This is a genomic window from Kitasatospora sp. A2-31, from assembly GCF_022288725.1.
Classification (GTDB): Bacteria; Actinomycetota; Actinomycetes; order Streptomycetales; family Streptomycetaceae; genus Kitasatospora.
Map to the genome: position 1 here is coordinate 1 of NZ_JAKNTA010000017.1, position 21,749 is coordinate 21,749.

The 21,749-nt window shown below is 68.0% G+C and carries 17 protein-coding genes; 16 read left to right on the top strand and 1 reads right to left on the bottom strand.

Annotated elements, in window-relative coordinates:
• Positions 1–1,131: hypothetical protein (locus MCM47_RS33135; protein ID WP_238949856.1), on the bottom strand; the 1,131-nt coding region annotated here is incomplete at its 3' end.
• Between the two features lie 256 nt (positions 1,132–1,387).
• Between MCM47_RS33135 and typA the strand changes: the two genes are divergently transcribed.
• The 16 genes from typA (at position 1,388) to MCM47_RS33215 (ending at position 21,693) form a co-directional block, all read left to right on the top strand.
• Positions 1,388–3,292 (top strand): translational GTPase TypA, encoded by a 1,905-nt coding sequence (gene typA / locus MCM47_RS33140; protein ID WP_238949897.1) that lies wholly within the window; start codon positions 1,388–1,390, stop codon positions 3,290–3,292.
• A 430-nt stretch (positions 3,293–3,722) separates the two neighbouring features.
• Positions 3,723–5,357, top strand: a complete 1,635-nt coding sequence (locus MCM47_RS33145; protein WP_238949899.1) for an ABC transporter substrate-binding protein — start codon at positions 3,723–3,725, stop codon at positions 5,355–5,357.
• Positions 5,358–5,446: 89 nt separating this feature from the next.
• Positions 5,447–6,391, top strand: a complete 945-nt coding sequence (locus MCM47_RS33150; RefSeq protein ID WP_238949910.1) for an ABC transporter permease — start codon at positions 5,447–5,449, stop codon at positions 6,389–6,391.
• On the top strand, positions 6,384–7,325 hold the full coding sequence (locus MCM47_RS33155; RefSeq protein ID WP_238949912.1) for an ABC transporter permease: 942 nt from the start codon (positions 6,384–6,386) through the stop codon (positions 7,323–7,325). The genes MCM47_RS33150 and MCM47_RS33155 overlap by 8 nt, the downstream gene beginning before the upstream one ends.
• Positions 7,326–7,344: 19 nt before the next feature.
• Positions 7,345–8,394 (top strand): ABC transporter ATP-binding protein, encoded by a 1,050-nt coding sequence (locus tag MCM47_RS33160; RefSeq protein ID WP_238949914.1) that lies wholly within the window; start codon positions 7,345–7,347, stop codon positions 8,392–8,394.
• Positions 8,387–9,406, top strand: coding sequence for an ABC transporter ATP-binding protein (locus MCM47_RS33165; RefSeq protein WP_238949916.1), 1,020 nt, complete (start codon positions 8,387–8,389; stop codon positions 9,404–9,406). The genes MCM47_RS33160 and MCM47_RS33165 overlap by 8 nt, the downstream gene beginning before the upstream one ends.
• A gap of 175 nt (positions 9,407–9,581) precedes the next feature.
• Positions 9,582–11,201: an ABC transporter substrate-binding protein gene (locus MCM47_RS33170; RefSeq protein WP_238949919.1), complete on the top strand. Its 1,620-nt coding sequence runs from the start codon at positions 9,582–9,584 to the stop codon at positions 11,199–11,201.
• Between the two features lie 167 nt (positions 11,202–11,368).
• On the top strand, positions 11,369–12,295 hold the full coding sequence (locus MCM47_RS33175; protein ID WP_238949920.1) for an ABC transporter permease: 927 nt from the start codon (positions 11,369–11,371) through the stop codon (positions 12,293–12,295).
• A gap of 76 nt (positions 12,296–12,371) precedes the next feature.
• The gene (locus MCM47_RS33180) at positions 12,372–13,286 is read left to right on the top strand and encodes an ABC transporter permease (RefSeq protein WP_238950287.1); all 915 of its coding nucleotides are present in this window, start codon (positions 12,372–12,374) and stop codon (positions 13,284–13,286) included.
• A gap of 16 nt (positions 13,287–13,302) precedes the next feature.
• The gene (locus tag MCM47_RS33185) at positions 13,303–14,355 is read left to right on the top strand and encodes an ABC transporter ATP-binding protein (RefSeq protein WP_238949922.1); all 1,053 of its coding nucleotides are present in this window, start codon (positions 13,303–13,305) and stop codon (positions 14,353–14,355) included.
• A 13-nt stretch (positions 14,356–14,368) separates the two neighbouring features.
• Positions 14,369–15,460: an ABC transporter ATP-binding protein gene (locus MCM47_RS33190; RefSeq protein ID WP_238950289.1), complete on the top strand. Its 1,092-nt coding sequence runs from the start codon at positions 14,369–14,371 to the stop codon at positions 15,458–15,460.
• A 412-nt stretch (positions 15,461–15,872) separates the two neighbouring features.
• Entirely contained in the window at positions 15,873–17,519 is a 1,647-nt protein-coding gene (locus MCM47_RS33195; protein ID WP_238949924.1) for an ABC transporter substrate-binding protein, read from the top strand.
• A gap of 93 nt (positions 17,520–17,612) precedes the next feature.
• Positions 17,613–18,557 (top strand): ABC transporter permease, encoded by a 945-nt coding sequence (locus tag MCM47_RS33200; protein ID WP_238949928.1) that lies wholly within the window; start codon positions 17,613–17,615, stop codon positions 18,555–18,557.
• Positions 18,550–19,566 carry an ABC transporter permease gene (locus MCM47_RS33205; protein ID WP_238949930.1) on the top strand — a complete coding sequence of 339 codons (1,017 nt, stop codon included), beginning with the start codon at positions 18,550–18,552 and terminating at the stop codon, positions 19,564–19,566. Before MCM47_RS33200 ends, MCM47_RS33205 begins: the two co-directional genes overlap by 8 nt.
• A 14-nt stretch (positions 19,567–19,580) precedes the next feature.
• Positions 19,581–20,681, top strand: a complete 1,101-nt coding sequence (locus MCM47_RS33210; RefSeq protein ID WP_238949941.1) for an ABC transporter ATP-binding protein — start codon at positions 19,581–19,583, stop codon at positions 20,679–20,681.
• Complete coding sequence (locus tag MCM47_RS33215) at positions 20,674–21,693, top strand: ABC transporter ATP-binding protein (RefSeq protein ID WP_238949942.1); 1,020 nt, start codon at positions 20,674–20,676, stop codon at positions 21,691–21,693. The genes MCM47_RS33210 and MCM47_RS33215 overlap by 8 nt, the downstream gene beginning before the upstream one ends.
• Positions 21,694–21,749: the final 56 nt, after the last annotated feature.

The window sequence follows — 21,749 nt, forward strand, 5'->3', positions numbered from 1 at the left end:
CCCCCTGACGGGGCGGACCTCCACCGGCGCAGCAGCGGCCCACTGCTCCAGCTGCCGCTCGACCAGGGCGATCCGGGCCAGTCCGGGGCAGTTCTTCCGGGCCCGTTGCAGGGCGACCCGCGCCTCGTCGAAGCGCCCGGTGGCGCCGAGCGCGGCGGCCAGCGAGCAGTCGGCCTCGGCTCGCCAGAACCGGGCGAAGTACATTCCGCGCTGCCCATGGCCGGCGGCAACAGCGTCGTCTAGCCGGTTCTCCAGACGGGCGAAGTCGATCGCGGCGGGGACGTTGCGGAGCACGGCCTTCGGCGGACCGTTGAACTCACCCATGATGGTCATCAGCCGGGGCAGGTACCGGTCGGGCGGGAGCTCGCCGGCGTCCGCCGCCCCCACGATCGCGCTGCCGATGATCAGAGCGGCGTCGACGGCGTCGGCCTGCGAACCCGCCTGCGCCAGACAGCGGCGGCCCCGTTCCTCGGCGTCGGCGTAGCGGCCCTCAGCGAGCGCCAGAACCGCCAGGTCGAAGTCCGGGTTGTCCTCGGGGGCCAGCTCCGGAGCCACGGCCCGCAGCTCGGCGATCCGCCCCTGCCAGAGGGCGACCCCGGCCCGGATGTTGGCCTCGGAGCCGAGGGCCAGCGAGGACGGCCGGAAGGGCATCAGCAGGAGGATGCGGCCGGTTCCGGTCGTCCCGCGCAGCGATCGCAGGACCCGAGCGGCAGTCGCGCTGAGGATGCCCGCGCCCACCGGCCAGTACGCCGTGCCGCCCGTTGCCAGCCAGAGAGCCAATGCGCTCTGGAGACCGACGGAGAGGGCGGTGCCGAGCCAGACCCGCAGGCGGGCCATCGGCGCCCGGGATATGCACCAGTTGACGTGCAGCGGGCCGGGGACCGCCCTGAGCTGGACGAGCGATCGGCCGATCACGGCCTCGGCCACGATCCGGCCGTAGCCGAGGCTGACGAGGAAGACCACCTTGCTCTGCAGCCGGGCGGTCAGCAGCACCCAGAGTTGCGCCAGGACGGCCGAGAGCCCGTACCCCGCGAGGTAGAGCGTCGGGACGAGGCCGAGGTCGGCTCTCCCGGTCAGGAACAGCCCGGTCACCGACACGGCGGCGAGCAGCAGCCAGAGGAAGTTCTTCACAGCCGGACAGGGTGACGGAAGGAGGCTTGCGGGTGAAAGGTGTGTGATCCAGCTGTGATCTTGGTCCCGCCCGGGGTCGCCGTTTCGGCCCACCTGGGTGGTTCCCCGTACGATAGGAGGAAGCCGTGGCATGTCCTGCCCGGCGGGTGGACCGGTAGTAGCAGGCGGAACGGGCGGCGGCGATCAACAGGGATCGCCGGTCGGCGTCTCGCGGGCCGGGCGCCGCAACCCACGATTCCGGGAGAATCCGCTAGGCATGCCCACGCGCAACGACATCCGTAACGTCGCCATCGTCGCCCACGTCGACCACGGCAAGACCACCCTGGTCGACGCCATGCTGAAGCAGGCCGGCGCCTTCGCCGCCCACCAGCAGCTCGACGACCGCATGATGGACTCGAACGACCTGGAGCGCGAGAAGGGCATCACCATTCTCGCGAAGAACACCGCGGTCAAGTACCACCCCAAGGACGGCGGCGCGCCGATCACCATCAACATCATCGACACCCCGGGCCACGCCGACTTCGGTGGCGAGGTCGAGCGCGGTCTGTCGATGGTGGACGCGGTCGTCCTGCTGGTCGACGCCTCCGAGGGCCCGCTGCCGCAGACCCGCTTCGTGCTGCGCAAGGCGCTCACCGCCCGTCTGCCCGTCATCCTCTGCATCAACAAGACGGACCGCCCGGACGCCCGGATCGACGAGGTCATCAACGAGACCTACGACCTCTTCCTGGACCTGGACGCGGACGAGGACCAGATCGAGTTCCCGATCGTCTACGCCTGCGCCCGTGACGGCGTCGCCTCGCTGACCAAGCCGGAGAACGGCACCGTCCCGGCCGACAGCACCAACCTGGAGCCGTTCTTCTCCACCATCCTGGAACACGTCCCGGCCCCGACGTTCGAGGAGGACGCGCCGCTCCAGGCCCACGTCACCAACCTCGACGCCGACAACTTCCTCGGCCGCATCGCGCTGCTCCGCGTCGAGCAGGGCGAGCTGCGCAAGGGCCAGACCGTGGCCTGGATCAAGCGTGACGGCACCATCTCCAACGTCCGCATCTCCGAGCTGCTGATGACCGAGGCGCTCACCCGCAAGCCGGCCGAGGTGGCGGGCCCCGGTGACATCTGCGCCGTCGCCGGCATCTCGGAGATCATGATCGGCGAGACCCTGGCCGACCCGGAGAACCCGATCGCGCTGCCGCTGATCACGGTGGACGAGCCGGCCATCTCGATGACCATCGGCACCAACACCTCGCCGCTGGTTGGCCGGGGCGGCAGCGGCAAGGGCGCGGACGCCAAGTCCGGCGTCAAGGTCGACCGGAAGGTCACCGCCCGTCAGGTGAAGGACCGCCTGGACCGCGAGCTGATCGGTAACGTCTCGCTGCGCGTCCTGGACACCGAGCGTCCGGACGCCTGGGAGGTCCAGGGCCGCGGTGAGCTGGCGCTGGCGATCCTCATCGAGACCATGCGCCGCGAGGGCTTCGAGCTGACCGTCGGCAAGCCGCAGGTGGTCACCAAGGAGGTCAACGGCAAGATCCACGAGCCCGTGGAGCGTCTGACCGTGGACGTCCCCGAGGAGCACATGGGCGCCGTCACCCAGCTGATGGGTGTCCGCAAGGGCCGGATGGACAACATGTCCAACCACGGCTCGGGCTGGGTCCGGATGGAGTTCGTCGTCCCGTCCCGCGGCCTGATCGGCTTCCGCACCGAGTTCCTCACCAGCACCCGCGGCACCGGCATCGCGCACTCGATCCACGAGGGCCACGAGCCGTGGTTCGGCACCCTGACCACCCGCAACAACGGTTCGCTGGTCGCCGACCGGGCCGGCGTCGTCACCGCCTTCGCGATGACCAACCTGCAGGAGCGCGGCGTGCTCTTCTGCGAGCCGGGCACCGAGGTGTACGAGGGCATGATCGTCGGCGAGAACTCGCGCTCCGACGACATGGACGTGAACATCACCAAGGAGAAGAAGCTCACCAACATGCGGTCCTCGACCGCCGACGTGGCCGAGTCGATCGTCCCCCCGCGCAAGCTCTCGCTGGAGCAGTCGCTGGAGTTCTGCCGCGAGGACGAGTGCATCGAGGTGACCCCGGAGACTGTTCGCATCCGTAAGGTCGTCCTCGACCAGAAGGACCGCGGCCGCACCGCCTCGCGCGCGAAGAAGGCGTGATCTCCGCCTTCCCGGGTCCTTTGGCCTGAAACGATCGCCCCCCTTTCCAATGGGAAGGGGGGCGATCTTTTTCAACTACTCCAAGTTGTCGACGCGCGTATAAACGGAATAGCGCTAACCGCGGTCGGGTGTCCGCTGAGCGAACACGGCAGTCCGTCATCCATGACGACTGTCCGTTTGGTACCTGTCTGAGTATGTCTCATATGTCCGATTTTCGAAACTTACCGACCGTTCATGTGACCTAATTGAGATCGGCAGTGTTCACTTTCGTGTCCGTGCGTGACGGATAGTGGGTGCAGTCAGGCTCGGGTCAAGGGTTAACGCGCAGGGGTGCGCGCCGAAACCACGAGCGCGGACGGCACAGCGGAAGCGGCGTCAGTCGCCCGAAGTGCTCTCCTCGTTGAAAAGTCGATTTCAGGAGGCATCCCCCATGCGCGGTGCAACCCAGACCAAGTGGCTCGTCGCGGCGACCGCGATCGCCCTCGCGGCGACCGCTTGCAGCACCAGCTCGAAGAGCAACGACAAGGCTTCCTCCGGCGGCGGCAGCATCGCCGTCCAGCTCGGCGAGCCGCAGCACGGTCTGGTTCCGCAGAACACCGCGGAGTCCGAGGGCACCGAGGTCGAGAACGCCCTCTTCGCCGGCCTGGTCGACTACGACTTCAAGACCAACGCCCCCAAGCTGCGCGTGGCCGAGTCGATCGAGACCACGGACAGCAAGGTCTGGACGATCAAGATCAAGGACGGCTACACCTTCCACAACGGTGAGAAGGTCACCGCCAAGTCCTTCGTGGACGCCTGGAACTGGGGCGCCAACCAGGACAACGCCGCCGAGGGCCTGCCCTTCTACGCGAAGATCGAGGGTTCCGAGGAGCTGGCCCCGGGCAAGGACAAGAAGCCCACCGCCAAGGAGCTCAAGGGCCTGAAGGTCGTCGACGACAAGACCTTCACCGTCACCCTCGCCGCGCCGTTCTCGCAGTTCAAGACCATGCTCGGGTACAACCCGTTCTACCCGCTGCCGCAGGCGTTCTTCGCCGACCCGAAGGCCTTCGGCGAGAAGCCGATCGGCAACGGCCCGTTCGAGATGGACGGCTCCTGGGAGCACAACAAGCAGATCAAGGTCAAGCGCTACGAGAACTTCCCGGCCTCGGACGGCAAGGCGAAGCTCCAGGGCGTCACCTTCAAGATCTACGACAACCTGGACACCGCGTACAACGACCTGCGCGCCGACAACATCCAGGCCACCGACAAGCTCCCGATCTCGGCGATGGCCGGCGTCAAGGCCGAGTTCGGCGACCGCTACATCTACAAGCCGGAGTCGGGCGTCGGCTACATCGGCTTCCCGATCGCCACCAACCCGGCCGCCTACGGCAAGCCGGAGATCCGCAAGGCGATCTCGATGGCGATCGACCGCGAGGCGATCACCAAGACCATCTTCTCGGGCACCCGCGTCCCGGCCGACGACTTCGTCAACCCGCTGATCCCGGGCTACCGCAAGGGCGCCATGGGCGACGCGGCCAAGTACGACCCGGCCAAGGCCAAGGAGCTCTTCACCCAGGCCGGCGGTGTTCCGAACAACACCATCGAGCTGGGCTACAACGCCGACGGTGGCCACAAGGAGTGGATCGAGGCCGTCGGCAACCAGCTGAAGAAGAACCTCGGCGTCGAGGTCACCTTCAAGCCGTTCGAGAAGTTCGGCAAGATCCTGGACGCGCTGGGCGACAAGCAGTACTCGGGCGCCTTCCGCATGGCGTGGTCGATGGACTACCCGTCGATCGAGGACTACCTGCGTCCGATCTTCTCCAAGGTCGCCATCGACAACGGCTCCAACTACGGCGGCTACGTCAACGAGAAGTTCGAGACCCTGCTCGACCAGGCCGACCAGGCCAAGACCGACGACGAGGCCCTGAAGCTGTACCAGCAGGCCGACGACGTCCTGATCCAGGACCTGCCGTACATCCCGGTGTACACCTACATGTCCTCCGCGGCCTACAGCAAGAAGATCAAGAACTTCGACACCGATGCCCAGGGTCGCATGAACCTGGCTCAGGTCGAGCTCGCCGGCTGATCTGGTAGTCAGACGAACGGGGGCGGGCGGACCGGACTACAGTCCGAGTCCTCCCGCCTCCCTTCCTTGTCCGAAAGTATGGAGGTCTGATGGGCCGCTATGTGATCCGCCGACTGATACAGGCGATCCCTGTCCTCATCGGTGCGACGTTGTTGATCTACGCCCTGGTCCACTACCTGCCGGGGGACCCGGTTCAGGCGCTGGCCGGCGAGAAGCGAGCCGACCCGATCGTGGCGGAGATGATCCGCCAGAAGTACCACCTGAACGACCCGTTCATCGTTCAGTACTGGAACTACATCTCCGGCGTCTTCCAGGGCGACCTGGGTGAGAGCCTGACCGGTCGCTCGGTGAGCGAAATGATCGGCGACGCCTTCCCGTACACCGTGAACCTCGCCCTGGTGGCCTTCGTCATCGAGGCGGTCATCGGTGTGGCGGCCGGTGTCATGGCGGCCCTGCGCAAGGGCAAGTTCCTGGACCAGCTGGTCCTCATCAGCACGCTGCTGGTGATCTCGATCCCGGTCTTCGTCACCGGCTTCATGCTCCAGCTGCTGCTCGGCGTCAAGCTGAAGAACGACTACGGTTTCGACTTCTTCTCGGTCTCGTTCAACGAGGACGACGGCATCCGCGCGTACCTGCTGCCGGCCTTCGTGCTGGCCTCGATGTCGCTGGCCTACGTCGCCCGCCTGACCCGCACCAGCCTGATGGAGACCATGCGCGCGGACTACGTCCGCACCGCGGTCGCCAAGGGTCTGAAGCGCCGTCGGGTGATCGGGCGTCACGCCCTGCGCAACGCGCTGATCCCGATCGTCACCTTCCTCGGCGCCGACCTCGGTGGCCTGATGGGTGGCGCGGTGATCACCGAGAGGATCTTCAACATGCACGGCATCGGCGGTCTGCTCGCCCAGTCCGTGTACCAGAAGCAGGGCACGGTCATCGTCGGCGTCGTCACGCTGCTCGTGATGATCTACCTGGTCACCACCCTGCTCGTGGACCTGCTGTACGCCGTGCTCGACCCGAGGATCCGCTATGAGTGACACCATCACCAAGGGCCCCGAGGCCCAGCCCGAGGACAACACCTCGAAGACCGCCCCGGAGAAGAAGCAGAAGCCCGAGCGCGTCGCGAGCCTCTGGTCGGACGCCCTGTACGACCTGCGCCGCAACCCGATCTTCGTCATCGGTGCCGTGCTGGTCACCTTCCTGGTGGTCCTGTCGATCGTGCCGCAGTGGTTCACCGACGGCAGCCCGTTCGACGGTGGCGCCTGCGACCTGGCCAACTCCCTGAAGCGGCCGGACGCCGAGCACTGGTTCGGCTACGACGTCCAGGGTTGCGACATCTACACCCGCACGGTGTGGGGCGCCCGCAACTCGATCATCGTCGGCATCCTGACCACCGTGATGGTCACCGTGGCCGGCTCCCTGCTCGGCCTGCTGGCCGGCTGGAAGGGCGGGATCATCGACTCGATCCTGTCCCGCTTCACGGAGATCTTCTTCTCGATCCCGCTCCTGCTCGGCGGCATGCTGATCATGTCGATGTGGGGCGAGGGCAACGCCGTCTCCGTGTCGGTCGTCATGGCCGTCCTCGGCTGGCCGCAGATCTTCCGCATCATGCGCGCCTCCGTGCTCTCCAACAAGAACAACGACTACGTGATGGCGGCCCGTGCGCTGGGCGCCGGCAGCGGCCGGATCACCTTCCGGCACATCCTGCCGAACGCCATCGCGCCGGTCATCGTCGTGGCCGCGATCTCCCTGGGCGTCTACATCGGCGCCGAGGCCGCCCTGTCGTACCTCGGCATCGGCGTGCAGCCGCCGCAGATCTCCTGGGGTCTGATGATCAGCGACGCGTCGGTCCGCTTCCTGAACGCGCCGCACGTGCTGCTCTTCCCGTCGGCCGCGCTGAGCATCACCGTGCTGGCCTTCATCATGCTCGGCGACGCGGTCCGCGACGCCCTCGACCCGAAGCTCCGCTGAGAGAAGAGGTGACGACCCGATGACCACCGTGATCGAGAAGAACCAGAAGAGCGGCCGCCTTGAGGTTGGCACCCCGCTGCTGGAGGTCCGCGACCTCCACGTGGAGTTCCACACTCGGGACGGCGTCGCGAAGGCCGTGAACGGCGTCAACTACTCCGTGGCCGCCGGTGAGACCCTGGCGGTGCTCGGCGAGTCCGGCTCCGGCAAGTCGGTGACCGCCCAGACCATCATGGGCATCCTCGACATGCCGCCCGGCAAGATCAGCCAGGGCCAGATCCTCTTCCGCGGCGAGGACATGCTCGCCATGAAGGAGGAGCAGCGCCGGCAGATCCGTGGCCAGAAGATCGCGATGATCTTCCAGGACGCGCTCTCCTCGCTGAACCCGGTGATGACCGTCGGTGCCCAGCTCGGCGAGATGTTCCGGGTGCACCGCGGCGCTTCCCGGAAGGAGGCGCGGGACAAGGCCATCGAGCTGATGGAGCGGGTGCGCATCCCCGCGGCCAAGCAGCGCGTGGGTGACTACCCGCACCAGTTCTCCGGCGGTATGCGCCAGCGCATCATGATCGCGATGGCGCTCTCCATGGAGCCCGACCTGATCATCGCCGACGAGCCCACCACCGCCCTGGACGTGACCGTCCAGGCGCAGGTGATGGACCTGCTGGCGGAGCTGCAGGCCGAGTACAACATGGGCCTGATCCTGATCACCCACGACCTCGGCGTGGTCGCCGACGTCGCGGACAAGATCGCCGTCATGTACGCGGGCCGGATCGTCGAGACCGCCCCGGTGCACGAGCTGTACTCCAACCCCGCGCACCCCTACACCAAGGGCCTGCTCCGCTCCATCCCGCGCCTGGACCAGAAGGGCCAGGAGCTCTACGCGATCAAGGGCCTCCCCCCGAACCTGCTGAAGGTCCCGGCCGGCTGCGCGTTCAACCCCCGCTGTGACGTCGCCACCGACCTGTGCCGCTCGGAGATCCCGAAGCTGCACCAGGTGACCGACAAGGACGGCAAGGAGCTCACCGGCCGCCGCAGCGCGTGCCACCTCTGGAAGGAGACCCTCCATGGCTGAGCCCATCCTGGAGGTCAAGGACCTGGTCAAGCACTACCCGCTGACCCAGGGCATCCTCTTCAAGAAGCAGGTCGGCGCGGTCAAGGCGGTCGACGGCGTCTCGTTCGACCTGATGAAGGGCGAGACGCTCGGCATCGTCGGCGAGTCCGGCTGTGGCAAGTCCACGCTGGCCAAGGTGCTGATGAACCTGGAGCGGGCCACCTCCGGCCAGGTCCTGTTCAAGGGCGAGGACATCTCCAAGCTGTCCGGCGCGGCCCTCAAGGCCGTCCGCCGGAACATCCAGATGGTGTTCCAGGACCCGTACACCTCGCTGAACCCGCGCATGACGGTCGGCGACATCATCGGGGAGCCGTTCGAGATCCACCCCGAGGTGGCGCCGAAGGGCGACCGTCGCAAGGCGGTCCAGGACCTGCTGGACGTCGTCGGTCTGAACCCGGAGTACATCAACCGGTACCCGCACCAGTTCTCCGGCGGCCAGCGCCAGCGCATCGGCATCGCCCGCGGTCTCGCGCTCAAGCCCGAGATCATCATCTGTGACGAGCCGGTCTCCGCCCTGGACGTGTCCGTCCAGGCGCAGGTCATCAACCTGCTGGAGCAGCTGCAGAGCGACTTCGAGCTCTCCTACATGTTCATCGCGCACGACCTCTCCATCGTCCGGCACATCTCCGACCGCGTCGGCGTGATGTACCTCGGCAAGATGGTCGAGATCGGCACCGACGAGGAGATCTACGACAACGCCACCCACCCGTACACCCAGGCGCTGCTCTCCGCGGTGCCGGTGCCGGACCCGGGTGCGCGCGAGAGCCGCGACCGGATCATCCTGACCGGCGACATCCCCTCGCCGGCCAACCCGCCGTCCGGCTGCCGCTTCCGCACCCGCTGCTGGAAGGCGGAGGAGCGCTGCAGCACCGAGGTCCCGCTGCTCGCGGTGCCCGAGGTGCTGACCGGTGCGGCCAAGCACCAGTCGGCGTGCCACTTCGCCGAGGTCCGGGAGACGGCCGCCGCCGTCTGATCCCCGAGGCGTCACCCGGAAGGGCCCGCGGCTTTCGAGCCGCGGGCCCTTCCGGCGTTCCGTCAACCCGGGAGGGCAGGCGCCTGCACCCGTCCGGGGGTACCCGGCTCGCGCCGCCGCGAGGCCGCGCTTCTCATGGGGTGTGATGCGACACACACCTTGAGGAGGGACCTCCATGCCCGCAGCCACCCGCGCTCGATGGGTCCTCGCCGGTGCGACATCCGTGGCCCTGGTGGCCAGCGGGTGCAGCAGCGGCGGAGGCGGCAGCAGCTCGTCGGACAGCAACAAGACCTTCAGCTACCAGAGCAGCGAGCCGCAGAACCCGCTGCAGCCGGCCAACGCGAACGAGACCGGTGGCGGTCGCATCATCCAGAACCTCTTCAAGGGCCTCGTCGACTACGACCCGAGCAACGCCAAGCTGCGCATGCAGGTCGCCGAGAGCATCGACACCAGTGACTCGCAGACCTTCAACGTCACCCTGAAGTCCGGCTGGACCTTCCACGACGGCTCCCCGGTCAAGAGCAGCAGCTTCGTCGACGCCTGGAACTGGGGCGCGACGTCCACCAACAACCAGATCAACAGCTCCTGGTTCTCGGACATCGAGGGTTACAAGGACGTCCACCCGGAGAGCGGCCAGCCGACCGCCACCAAGATGTCCGGGCTGACCGTCGTCGACGACACGCACTTCACGATCAAGCTGAGCGGCAAGGTCTCGTACTTCGAGTACAAGCTCGGCTACATCGCCTTCTCCCCGCTGCCGGCCGGCTTCTTCAACGACCCGGCCGGGTACGGGCAGAAGCCGGTGGGCAACGGCCCCTACCAGTTCGTCAGCTGGGACCACAACCAGCAGGTGGTCACCAAGACCTACCCGAACTACCAGGGCGTGGACAAGCCGAAGAACGGCGGCGTCGTCTTCAAGATGTACAGCACCGCCGAGGCCGCCTACGCGGACCTGCAGTCCAACAACCTGGACGTGATGGACCAGGTGCCGCCCTCCGCCCTGGCCACCTACAAGAACGACCTGGGCGACCGCGCGATCGACTCCCCGCAGGGCGCCATCCAGAACCTCGGCTTCACGCTGTACCAGTCGGACTGGGCCGCGCCGGAGAAGGCCCTCGTCCGCCAGGGCATCTCGATGGCCATCGACCGCGACACCATCACCAAGACGGTGCTCCAGGGCTCGCGCGCGCCCGCCAGCGCCTGGGTCGCGGACGGCGTCGAGGGTTACAAGTCGGGCCAGTGCGGGGACTTCTGCACGTTCAACCCGGACAAGGCGAAGCAGCTGATCACCCAGGGCGGTGGCGTCCCGAACAACAAGCTGACGATCACCTACAACGCCGACGGCGGCCACAAGGAGTGGGTCGACGCGGTCTGCAACTCGATCCGGCAGAGCACCGGGGTGGAGTGCGTCGGCGACCCGAAGCCCGACTTCAAGACCGCCCGCGCGGCGATCACCGGGCACCAGATCGACGGCATGTTCCGCACCGGCTGGGTGCAGGACTACCCGCTGAACGCCAACTTCCTCGCCGACGTGTACCGGACCGGCGCCGCGTCCAACGACTTCGGCTACAGCAACCCGCAGTTCGACCAGCTGGCCACCCAGGCGGACCAGGCGGACAGCGTCCAGGGCTCGGTGACCGGCTACCAGCAGGCGGAGGCGGTGCTGGGCAGCGGCATGCCGGCCATCCCGCTCTGGTACTACCGCACCAACTCGGGCTACTCCAACAACGTCCAGAACGTCAGCTTCGACTCCTTCGGAAACCCGGCCTGGACCCAGGTCGAGGTCAAGGGCTGATTCCCTCCTCGCCCGCCATCGGGCAGGAGGGGCCCACCCCTCGCCCGGCATCGGGCAGGAGGGGCCCAAACCCGGCCGGCCCCGCCCTCCCCGCACAGGGGGCGGGGCCCGGGCACTCGGCCCCATCGGCCAGCCGGCCGGTCGGTCACCTAGGAAGGAGGGCTCGGATGGGCAGTTACGTGCTGCGGCGGGTGCTGCAGATGATCCCCGTGTTCTTCGGCGCCACGCTGCTGATCTTCCTGTTGGTCTACGCGCTGCCGGGCGATCCGGTCTCGGCGCTGTTCGGGCAGAAGGCCGCCGACCCCGCGGTGGTGGCCAACCTCAAGCACAAGTACTACCTCGACCAGCCGGTCTGGAAGCAGTACCTCCACTACATGGGCAACCTCTTCCAGGGCGACTTCGGCACCAGCTTCACCGGCCGCTCGGTCACCGACATCATGGCGGACGCCTTCCCGGTGACGATCAGGCTCGCGCTGCTCGCCTTCGGTTTCGAGCTGATCTTCGGTCTGGCGCTCGGCCTGGTCTCCGGTCTGCGACGCGGCAGCATCGAGGACACCGCGGTCCTCTTCCTCACCCTGGTGGTGATCTCGATCCCGGTCTTCGTGCTCGCGTACATCGCCCAGACGATCTTCGCGACCAACCTGGGCTGGGTCACGCCGACGGTGCAGGACTCCACCGACATCTCCCAGCTGATCCTGCCCGCCATCGTGCTCGGCTCGCTCTCGCTCGCGTTCGTGGCCCGCCTCACCCGCACGTCCATCGGCGAGAACCTGCGGGCCGACTACATGCGCACGGCGGTCGCCAAGGGCCTGCCCCGCCGGACCATCGTGAGCCGGCACCTGCTGCGCAACTCGCTGATCCCGGTGGTCACCTTCCTCGGCACCGACCTCGGCGCGCTGATGGGCGGCGCCATCGTCACCGAGGGGATCTTCAACGTGCAGGGCATCGGCAACGTCCTGTACCGGGCGATCAACCAGAAGGAGGGCCCCACCGTGGTCGGCATCGTGACCGTCCTGGTGATCGTCTACCTGGTCGCCTCCCTGATCGTCGACCTGCTCTACGCGGTCCTGGACCCGAGGATCCGCTATGCCTGACCTGCACGACGAGGGCGACTTCGAGCCGCACCCGAAGCCGGGCGTCGACCACCTGGACTTCGCGGGGGAGCAGGGCATGGCGGTCGAGCTGGAGACCCTGGTCGAGGAGAACGTCACCAAGCGGGAGGAGGCGCGCAGCCTCTGGGGCGACGCCTGGCGGGACCTCCGGCGGCGGCCGATCTTCCTGATCTCCGCGCTGCTGATCCTGCTGCTGATCATCATGTCGATCTTCCCCTGGGCCTTCACCGACGCCAATCCGCGCAAGGCCGACCTGGTCCACGACTACCTCAAACGGCCGGACTGGACGGACTTCTTCGGCGCCGGCTGGTTCGGCTACGACGCCCAGGGCCGCTCCATCTACGCCCGGGTGGTGTACGGCGCCCGGGCCTCGATCACCGTCGGCATCTTCGTCACGGCGGGGGTCACCCTGCTCGGCGGCCTGACCGGCATGGTGGCCGGCTACTTCGGCGGCGCGGTGGACGCGGTGCTCTCCCGGATCATCGACATCTTCTTCGGCGTCCCGCTGCTGCTCGGCGCCCTGGTGCTGCTGAACGGCTTCTCCAGCCGCACGGTCTGGGCGGTGGTCCTCGCGCTCGTCGTCCTCGGCTGGACCCAGATCGCCAGGGTCATGCGCGGTGCCGTCCTGACCGTCAAACAGGCCGACTACGTGATGGCCGGACGGGCACTCGGCGCCGGTACCGGGCGGCTGATGGTCCGCCACATCCTGCCGAACGCGGTGGCGCCGGTGATCGTGGTGGCGACCATCGCGCTCGGCGGCTACATCGCCACCGAGGCCACGCTGAGCTTCCTCGGCATCGGCCTGCAGGACCCGACCATCTCCTGGGGCATCGACATCGCCTCGGCCCAGAAGGTGATCCGGACGGCGCCGTACGTCATGTTCTTCCCGGCCGCGGCGCTCTCCGTCACCGTGCTGGCCTTCATCATGATGGGCGACGCGGTCCGCGACGCCCTCGACCCGAAGCTGCGCTGAGCGAAGGGGAGCGATTGTGACCACAGAGGTCGACACCGGGAAGCCGGAGCGGGAGGCGCCCTTCGAGGGGCCGCTGCTCGACGTCCGGGACCTGCACGTCGAGTTCGTCACCCGGGACGGGGTGGCCCGGGCGGTCAACGGCGTCAACTACAGCGTGCGGGCCGGGGAGACGCTCGCGGTGCTCGGTGAGTCCGGCTCGGGCAAGTCGGTGACCGCGCAGGCGATCATGGGCATCCTCGACATGCCGCCGGCCCGCATCCCCCGGGGCGAGATCCGCTTCCGGGGCCGGGACATGCTGACGATGGGCAAGGAGGAGCGGCGGAAGATCCGTGGCCAGAAGATCGCGATGATCTTCCAGGACGCGCTCTCCTCGCTCAACCCGGTGCTCACCGTGGGCTTCCAGCTCGGCGAGATGTTCCGCGCGCACCGCGGAACCTCGCGCAAGGAGGCCAGGGAGAAGGCCGTCGAACTGATGGACCGGGTGCGCATCCCCGCGGCCAAGCAGCGCGTCGGCGACTACCCGCACCAGTTCTCCGGCGGCATGCGCCAGCGCATCATGATCGCGATGGCCCTGGCACTGGAGCCGGACCTGATCATCGCGGACGAGCCCACCACCGCCCTGGACGTGACCGTCCAGGCCCAGGTGATGGACCTGCTGGCCGAACTGCAGGCCGAGTACCACATGGGCCTGATCCTGATCACCCACGACCTCGGCGTGGTCGCCGACGTCGCGGACAAGATCGCGGTGATGTACGCGGGCCGGATCGTCGAGACCGCCCCGGTGCACGAGCTCTACGCCCGGCCGGCCCACCCCTACACCAAGGGCCTGCTGGACTCCATCCCGCGCCTGGACCAGAAGGGCCAGGAGCTGTACGCGATCAAGGGCCTGCCGCCCAATCTGCTGCGGATCCCGCCGGGCTGCGCCTTCAACCCGCGCTGCCCCCGGGCCCAGGCGATCTGCCGGAGCGAGGTACCGGACCTCTTCCCGGTGACCGAGGACGACGGTACCGAGCTGGCCGGGCGGGGCAGCGCCTGCTTCTTCTGGAAGGAGACCCTCCATGACCGCTGACGGGGCCACCGCGATGGGGGCGTCGGTGCCGCAGGAGGTGGCCTTCACGCACGAGGTGCGGCGCGGCGAGCCGATCCTGGAGGTGCGGGAGCTGGTCAAGCACTTCCCGCTGACCCAGGGCGTCGTCTTCAAGAAGCAGGTCGGCGCGGTGAAGGCGGTCGACGGGGTCTCGTTCGACCTGATGCAGGGGGAGACGCTCGGCATCGTGGGGGAGTCGGGCTGCGGGAAGTCCACGCTGGCCAAGGTGCTGATGAGCCTGGAGCCGGCCAGCAGCGGGTCGGTCCGCTACAAGGGCGAGGAGATCTCCCGGCTCTCCGGCGCCGGGTTGAAGGCGGTCCGCCGGAACATCCAGATGGTGTTCCAGGACCCGTACACCTCGCTGAACCCGCGCATGACGGTCGGCGACATCATCGGGGAGCCGTTCGAGATCCACCCCGAGGTGGCGCCGAAGGGCGGCCGCCGCAAGGCGGTCCAGGACCTGCTGGACGTCGTCGGTCTGAACCCGGAGTACATCAACCGGTACCCGCACCAGTTCTCCGGCGGCCAGCGCCAGCGCATCGGCATCGCCCGGGGGTTGGCGCTCAAGCCGGAGGTGATCATCTGTGACGAGCCGGTCTCCGCGCTCGACGTCTCCGTTCAGGCGCAGGTGATCAACCTGCTGGAGCAGCTGCAGAGCGAGTTCAACCTCTCGTACATGTTCATCGCGCACGACCTCTCCATCGTCCGGCACATCTCCGACCGCGTCGGCGTGATGTACCTCGGCAAGGTGGTCGAGATCGGCACCGACGCGGAGATCTACGACCACGCGACCCATCCGTACACCCAGGCGCTGCTCTCAGCGGTTCCCGTGCCGGACCCGCAGGCGCGCGAGACCCGCGACCGGATCGTGCTGACCGGGGACGTGCCCTCGCCGGCCAACCCGCCGTCCGGCTGCCGCTTCCGCACCCGCTGCTGGAAGGCGCAGGAGAAGTGCGCCCTGGAGGTCCCGTTGTTGGCGGCGCCCTCCTGGCTGGACGGGCTCGCGCGGCACGACTCGGCCTGCCACTTCGCGGCCGAGCGCGGGGCGGAGTCCGGGGGTGCGGCCGGCCCGCCAGAAACCGTTTGACGTCGCCGGTCCACCCGGCGAACCAGGGCGCGCCCTCCCCCCGGAGGGCGCGCCCTGCTGTTGTCCTGCGGAAACTCCGGAATTCCCGGCCGGAATTGATCATTACGCTCCGTAAAGCATCGGATACCGGCGCTTGTCGTCCGTTATCCGGAATCCGGAGCGGAGCCCTCCGGGCGCGATATGCAGGAATTGGAGCGCATTGTCACGACTTGGTCTGAGCATGTAATTGAAAAGAGATGTGACGGCGATTCCGCGGAAGGGGTCGGGTGATCGATAGTTGCTCTGCGCATATCAGCGGTCACCTCGCCAACTGCGTGGATCGGCCCTGCGATGTCGTCCTCCGCCATGTCCGGCACACCGAGTGGCGGGACCTGCCGTTCGTTCGTAAGCCCCTAAATCGAGGAGCAGTTGAATGAGGCTCACCAAGACGATGCGTTGGACCGCGCTGGCGGCGTGCACCGCGCTGGCGATCTCCGCCTGCAGCACCGGTGGCGACAAGAAGTCGTCGGACCAGGGGAGTGCCGGATCCGGCAAGAAGGGCGGCTCGATCAGCATCGAGTCGGGTGAGCCGCAGCACGGCCTGGTGCCGCAGAACACCGCCGAGTCCGAGGGCGCGCAGGTCCTGGCCCAGCTCTTCGCCGGCCTGGTGGAGTACGACCGCAAGACCAACGCCCCGACCCTGCGGGTCGCCCAGTCGATCGAGACCACCGACGCCACCACCTGGACGATCAAGCTCAAGGACGGCTACACCTTCCACAACGGCGAGAAGGTCGTCGCGCAGAACTTCGTCGACGCCTGGAACTACGGGGCCAACCAGGACAACGCGCAGGAGGGCCTGCCCTTCTACGACAAGATCCTCGGCGCCGACGAGCTGGCGCCGGGCAAGGACAAGAAGCCGGCCGCCAAGGAGCTCAAGGGCCTCAAGGTGGTGGACGACAAGACCTTCACGGTGACCCTCAAGGCGCCGTTCTCGCAGTTCAAGACCATGCTCGGCTACACCGCGTTCTACCCGCTGCCGAAGGCCTTCTTCACCGACCCGAAGGCCTTCGAGGAGGCGCCGATCGGCAACGGGCCGTTCCAGATGGACGGCAAGTGGGAGCACAACAAGCAGATCAAGGTGAAGCGGTACGAGAACTTCCCCGCGGCGGACGGAAAGGCGAAGCTGGATTCCGTCACCTTCAAGATTTACGACAAGCTGGACACCGCGTACAACGACCTGCGTGCGGACAACATCCAGATCACCAACAAGCTGCCGATCTCGGCGATGTCGACCGTCGCGCAGGAGTTCGGTGAGCGCTACATCTACAAGCCGGAATCCGGGGTCGGCTTCCTCGGATTCCCGATCTCGACGAATCCGGCGTTCGGAAAGCCGGAGATCCGCAAGGCGATCTCGATGGCGATCGACCGGGAGTCGATCACCAAGACGATCTTCTCCGGGACCCGCAAGCCGGCCGACGACTTCATCAGCCCGATCATCCCGGGCTACCGCCAGGGCGCGCTCGGCGACGCCGCCAAGTACAACCCGGCGAAGGCGAAGGAGCTCTTCACCCAGGCCGGCGGCCTGCCCGGAAACACCCTGGAGATCGGGTACAACGCGGACGGCGGCCACAAGGAGTGGATCGAGGCCGTCGGCAACCAGCTGAAGAGCAACCTCGGCATCGAGGTCACCTTCAAGCCGTTCGAGAAGTTCGGCGCGATCCTCACCGCGCTCGGTGAGCACAAGTACTCCGGCGCGTTCCGGATGGCCTGGCAGATGGACTACCCGTCGATCGAGAACTACCTGCGGCCGATCTTCTCCAAGATCGCCATCGAGAACGGGTCCAACTACGGCGGCTACGTCAACGAGGACTTCGAGGCCCTGCTCGCCAAGGCCGACTCGGCCACCTCGGACACCGAGGGCATCAAGCTCTACCAGCAGGCCGACGACATCCTGATCAAGGAACTGCCGTACATCCCGGTGTACACGTACATGACCTCCGGCGCCTACACCAAGGCCGTGAAGAACGTGGTCATCGACGCCCAGAACCGGATCGACCTCGCCAACGTCGAGCTGGCCTGACCTCGAACCCGTTGACCGGCACGCCCCGACGGGCGGCGCGGGGGACCCCCGCGCCGCCCGGCTCCGGCGTGCCCCGAACCACGAGGAGGCCGCATGGGCCGCTATGTGGTCCGCCGGATGATCCAGGCCATACCTGTGATCCTCGGCGCGACGTTCCTGATCTACGCACTGGTCTTCCTGCTGCCTGGCGACCCCATCACGGCACTGGCCGGTGAGAAGCGGCAGGACCCCGCCGTGGTCGCGGTCCTGAGGGACCGCTACCACCTGGACGACCCGTTCTTCGTCCAGTACTGGGACTACCTGGTCGGACTGTTCAAGGGCGACTTCGGCGAGGACTACCGCGGCAACGAGGTCGTCGACGTGATGACCCGCGCGTTCCCGTACACCATCAACCTCGCGGTGGCCGCGGTGGCGCTGGAGATGGCGGTCGGCGTCGCCGCCGGCGTGCTGGCCGCCCTCCGGCGCGGACGGTTCCTCGACAACCTGGTGCTGATCTCCACCCTGATGGTCATCTCCATCCCGACCTTCGTGATCGGCTTCGTGCTCCAGCTGCTCCTGGGCGTGAAGCTGAAGAACGACTGGGGCATCGACTTCTTCACGGTCTCCTTCAACGAGGAGGCGGGCTTCCGCTCCTACCTGCTGCCGGCGTACGTGCTGGCCGCGACCTCACTGGCGTACGTCGCCCGGCTGACCCGGACCAGCCTGATCGAGGTGATGCGGGCGGACTACGTTCGAACGGCGGTCGCCAAGGGCCTCAGCCCGTTCCGGGTGGTGATCCGGCACGGCCTGCGCAACGCGCTGATCCCGATCGTGACCTTCATCGGCATGGACCTCGGCGGGCTGATGGGCGGAGCGGTGATCACCGAGGGCATCTTCAACATCCCCGGGGTCGGACACCAGCTCTTCCAGTCCGTCTACCTGCGGGAACGCACCATCGTGGTGGGCATCGTCAGCGCCCTGGTGCTGGTCTACCTGTTCGCCAACCTGGTGGTCGACCTGCTGTACGCCGTCCTTGACCCGAGGATCCGCTATGAGTGAGCCGACGAAGAGCGAGAACACGAAGGCGGCGATCCCGGGCCAGGCCGGCTCCGGACCGTCCGGGGACGGCTCGGCCGGGACCGGGCCGGCCGCCCGGGCCGCGGGCGCGGTCGCGGACGCCGCCACCGCCAAGAGCGGCGCTACGGGCACCGAGCGGGTGGCCAGCCTCTGGACCGACGCCTGGTACGACCTGCGCCGCAACCCGCTGTTCCTGATCGGCGCCTTCCTGGTGGTGCTCATGGTGGCGCTGTCCGTCGCCCCGCAGCTGTTCACCGACCGGGACCCGACCGAGGGCGGCTTCTGCAACCTCGCCGACTCGCTGAAGCGCCCCAGCGCGGACCACTGGTTCGGCTTCGACGTCCAGGGCTGCGACATCTACACCCGCACGGTCTGGGGCGCCCGCAACTCCATCATCGTCGGCATCCTGACGACCTCGCTGGTGGTCGCCATCGGGGGCACCCTCGGGCTCTGGGCCGGCTGGGTGGGCCGGCTCTGGGACAGCACGCTCTCGCGGGTCACCGAGATCTTCTTCGCCATCCCGCTGCTGCTCGGCGGCATGCTGATCATGTCGACCTGGGGCAAGGGCAACGCCTGGACGGTCTCCGCGGTGATGGCCGTGCTCGGCTGGCCGCAGATCTACCGGCTGATGCGCTCGGCGGTGCTCTCCAACAAGCACAACGACTACGTGGTGGCGGCGCGGGCGCTCGGCGCCGGCACCGGGCGGATCGTCACCCGGCACATCCTGCCGAACGCGGTCGCCCCGGTGATCGTGGTGTCGACCATCAACCTGGGCGTCTACATCGGTGCCGAGGCCGCGCTCTCGTACCTCGGCATCGGCATCCAGTCCCCGGCCATCTCCTGGGGTCTGATGATCAGTGACGCGCAGTCCCGCTTCCTGACCGCCCCCCACGTGCTGCTCTTCCCGGCCGTCGTGCTGAGCATCACCGTGCTGGCGTTCATCATGCTCGGCGACGCGGTCCGCGACGCCCTCGATCCGAAGCTGCGATAGGAGGGCCGCGGACGATGAGTGACACGACGAAGCCGGCGAAGCCGTCCCGGGACGGCGCGCCGCGCCCGGACGCGGTGGAGCTGCTCGGCGGCGGCCGGGAGGGCCTGGAGCCCGGCACCCCGCTGCTGGAGGTCGACGACCTGCACATCGAGTTCCACACCCGCGACGGCGTGGCCAAGGCCGTCAACGGTGTGAGCTACTCGGTGGCGGCCGGTGAGACCCTGGCGGTGCTCGGCGAGTCCGGCTCGGGCAAGTCGGTGACCGCGCAGGCGATCATGGGCATCCTCGACATGCCGCCCGGGAAGATCACCGCGGGCGCCATCCGCTTCCGTGGCCGGGACCTGCTCACCATGGCCCCCAAGGCGCGGCGGGCGGTCCGCGGCCGGAAGATCGCGATGATCTTCCAGGACGCGCTCTCCTCGCTCAACCCGGTGCTCACGGTGGGCTACCAGCTCGGCGAGATGTTCCGGGTGCACCAGGGCGCCTCGCGCCGGGAGGCCCAGGCCAAGGCGATCGAGCTGATGGAGCGGGTGCGCATCCCGGCCGCGCGACAGCGCGTGGGTGACTACCCGCACCAGTTCTCCGGCGGCATGCGCCAGCGCATCATGATCGCGATGGCGCTCTCCATGGAGCCCGACCTGATCATCGCCGACGAGCCCACCACCGCCCTGGACGTGACCGTCCAGGCGCAGGTGATGGACCTGCTGGCGGAGCTGCAGGCCGAGTTCAACATGGGTCTGATCCTGATCACCCACGACCTCGGCGTGGTCGCCGACGTCGCGGACAAGATCGCGGTGATGTACGCGGGCCGGATCGTCGAGACCGCCCCGGTGCACGAGCTCTACGCCCGGCCGGCCCACCCGTACACCAAGGGCCTGCTCAACTCGATCCCCCGGCTGGACCAGAAGGGGCAGAGCCTCTACGCCATCCAGGGCCTGCCGCCGAGCCTGCTGCGGATCCCCGAGGGCTGCGCCTTCAACCCGCGCTGCGACCGGGCGGCGGACCGCTGCCGCACCGAACTCCCGCGGCTGATTCCGGTGCTGGACGCCGAGGGCGCCGATCTGCCGGGCCGCCGCAGCGCCTGCCACTTCTGGAAGGAGACCCTCCATGGCTGAGCCCATCCTGGAGGTCAGCGACCTGGTCAAGCACTACCCGCTGACGCAGGGCATCGTCTTCAAGCGGCAGATCGGCGCGGTCAAGGCGGTGGACGGCGTCTCCTTCGAACTGCGCAAGGGGGAGACGCTCGGCATCGTCGGCGAGTCCGGCTGTGGCAAGTCCACGCTGGCCAAGGTGCTGATGAACCTGGAGCGGGCCACCTCGGGCCGGGTGCTGTTCAAGGGCGAGGAGATCACCCGGCTCTCCGGCGCAGGGTTGAAGGCCGTCCGCCGGAACATCCAGATGGTGTTCCAGGACCCGTACACCTCGCTGAACCCGCGCATGACGGTCGGCGACATCATCGGGGAGCCGTTCGAGATCCACCCCGAGGTGGCGCCGAAGGGCGACCGTCGCAAGGCGGTCCAGGACCTGCTGGACGTCGTCGGTCTGAACCCGGAGTACATCAACCGGTACCCGCACCAGTTCTCCGGCGGCCAGCGCCAGCGCATCGGCATCGCCCGGGGGTTGGCGCTCAAGCCGGAGGTGATCATCTGCGACGAGCCGGTCTCCGCGCTCGACGTCTCCGTTCAGGCGCAGGTGATCAACCTGCTGGAGCAGCTGCAGAGCGAGTTCGAGCTCTCCTACATGTTCATCGCGCACGACCTCTCGATCGTCCGGCACATCTCCGACCGCGTCGGCGTGATGTACCTCGGCAAGATGGTCGAGATCGGGACGGAGGACGAGATCTACTCCCACCCGACCCACCCGTACACCCAGGCGCTGCTCTCCGCGGTGCCCGTGCCGGACCCGACCGGCCGGGAGCAGCGCGAGCGCATCCTGCTCAGCGGCGACCTGCCCTCGCCGGCCAACCCGCCGTCCGGCTGCCGGTTCCGCACCCGCTGCTGGAAGGCGGAGGAGCGCTGCAGCACCGAGGTCCCGCTGCTCGCGGTGCCGTCCGGGCTGAGCGGTCCGGCGGCGCACGAGTCGGCGTGCCACTTCGCCGAGGTCCGGGACGTGATCGGTACGGCCTGAGCACGCGGCGTCCGGGCACGCGGCCTGAGCACGCGGCGTCCGGGCACGCGGCGTCC

Excerpts from the sequence above, each read along its gene's own strand:
- typA (WP_238949897.1), top strand. The coding sequence starts at position 1,388 with ATGCCCACGCGCAACGACATCCGTAACGTCGCCATCGTCGCCCACGTC.
- MCM47_RS33145 (WP_238949899.1), top strand. The coding sequence starts at position 3,723 with ATGCGCGGTGCAACCCAGACCAAGTGGCTCGTCGCGGCGACCGCGATC.
- MCM47_RS33150 (WP_238949910.1), top strand. The coding sequence starts at position 5,447 with ATGGGCCGCTATGTGATCCGCCGACTGATACAGGCGATCCCTGTCCTC.
- MCM47_RS33155 (WP_238949912.1), top strand. The coding sequence starts at position 6,384 with ATGAGTGACACCATCACCAAGGGCCCCGAGGCCCAGCCCGAGGACAAC.
- MCM47_RS33160 (WP_238949914.1), top strand. The coding sequence starts at position 7,345 with ATGACCACCGTGATCGAGAAGAACCAGAAGAGCGGCCGCCTTGAGGTT.
- MCM47_RS33165 (WP_238949916.1), top strand. The coding sequence starts at position 8,387 with ATGGCTGAGCCCATCCTGGAGGTCAAGGACCTGGTCAAGCACTACCCG.
- MCM47_RS33170 (WP_238949919.1), top strand. The coding sequence starts at position 9,582 with ATGCCCGCAGCCACCCGCGCTCGATGGGTCCTCGCCGGTGCGACATCC.
- MCM47_RS33175 (WP_238949920.1), top strand. The coding sequence starts at position 11,369 with ATGGGCAGTTACGTGCTGCGGCGGGTGCTGCAGATGATCCCCGTGTTC.
- MCM47_RS33180 (WP_238950287.1), top strand. The coding sequence starts at position 12,372 with ATGGCGGTCGAGCTGGAGACCCTGGTCGAGGAGAACGTCACCAAGCGG.
- MCM47_RS33190 (WP_238950289.1), top strand. The coding sequence starts at position 14,369 with ATGGGGGCGTCGGTGCCGCAGGAGGTGGCCTTCACGCACGAGGTGCGG.
- MCM47_RS33195 (WP_238949924.1), top strand. The coding sequence starts at position 15,873 with ATGAGGCTCACCAAGACGATGCGTTGGACCGCGCTGGCGGCGTGCACC.
- MCM47_RS33200 (WP_238949928.1), top strand. The coding sequence starts at position 17,613 with ATGGGCCGCTATGTGGTCCGCCGGATGATCCAGGCCATACCTGTGATC.
- MCM47_RS33205 (WP_238949930.1), top strand. The coding sequence starts at position 18,550 with ATGAGTGAGCCGACGAAGAGCGAGAACACGAAGGCGGCGATCCCGGGC.
- MCM47_RS33210 (WP_238949941.1), top strand. The coding sequence starts at position 19,581 with ATGAGTGACACGACGAAGCCGGCGAAGCCGTCCCGGGACGGCGCGCCG.
- MCM47_RS33215 (WP_238949942.1), top strand. The coding sequence starts at position 20,674 with ATGGCTGAGCCCATCCTGGAGGTCAGCGACCTGGTCAAGCACTACCCG.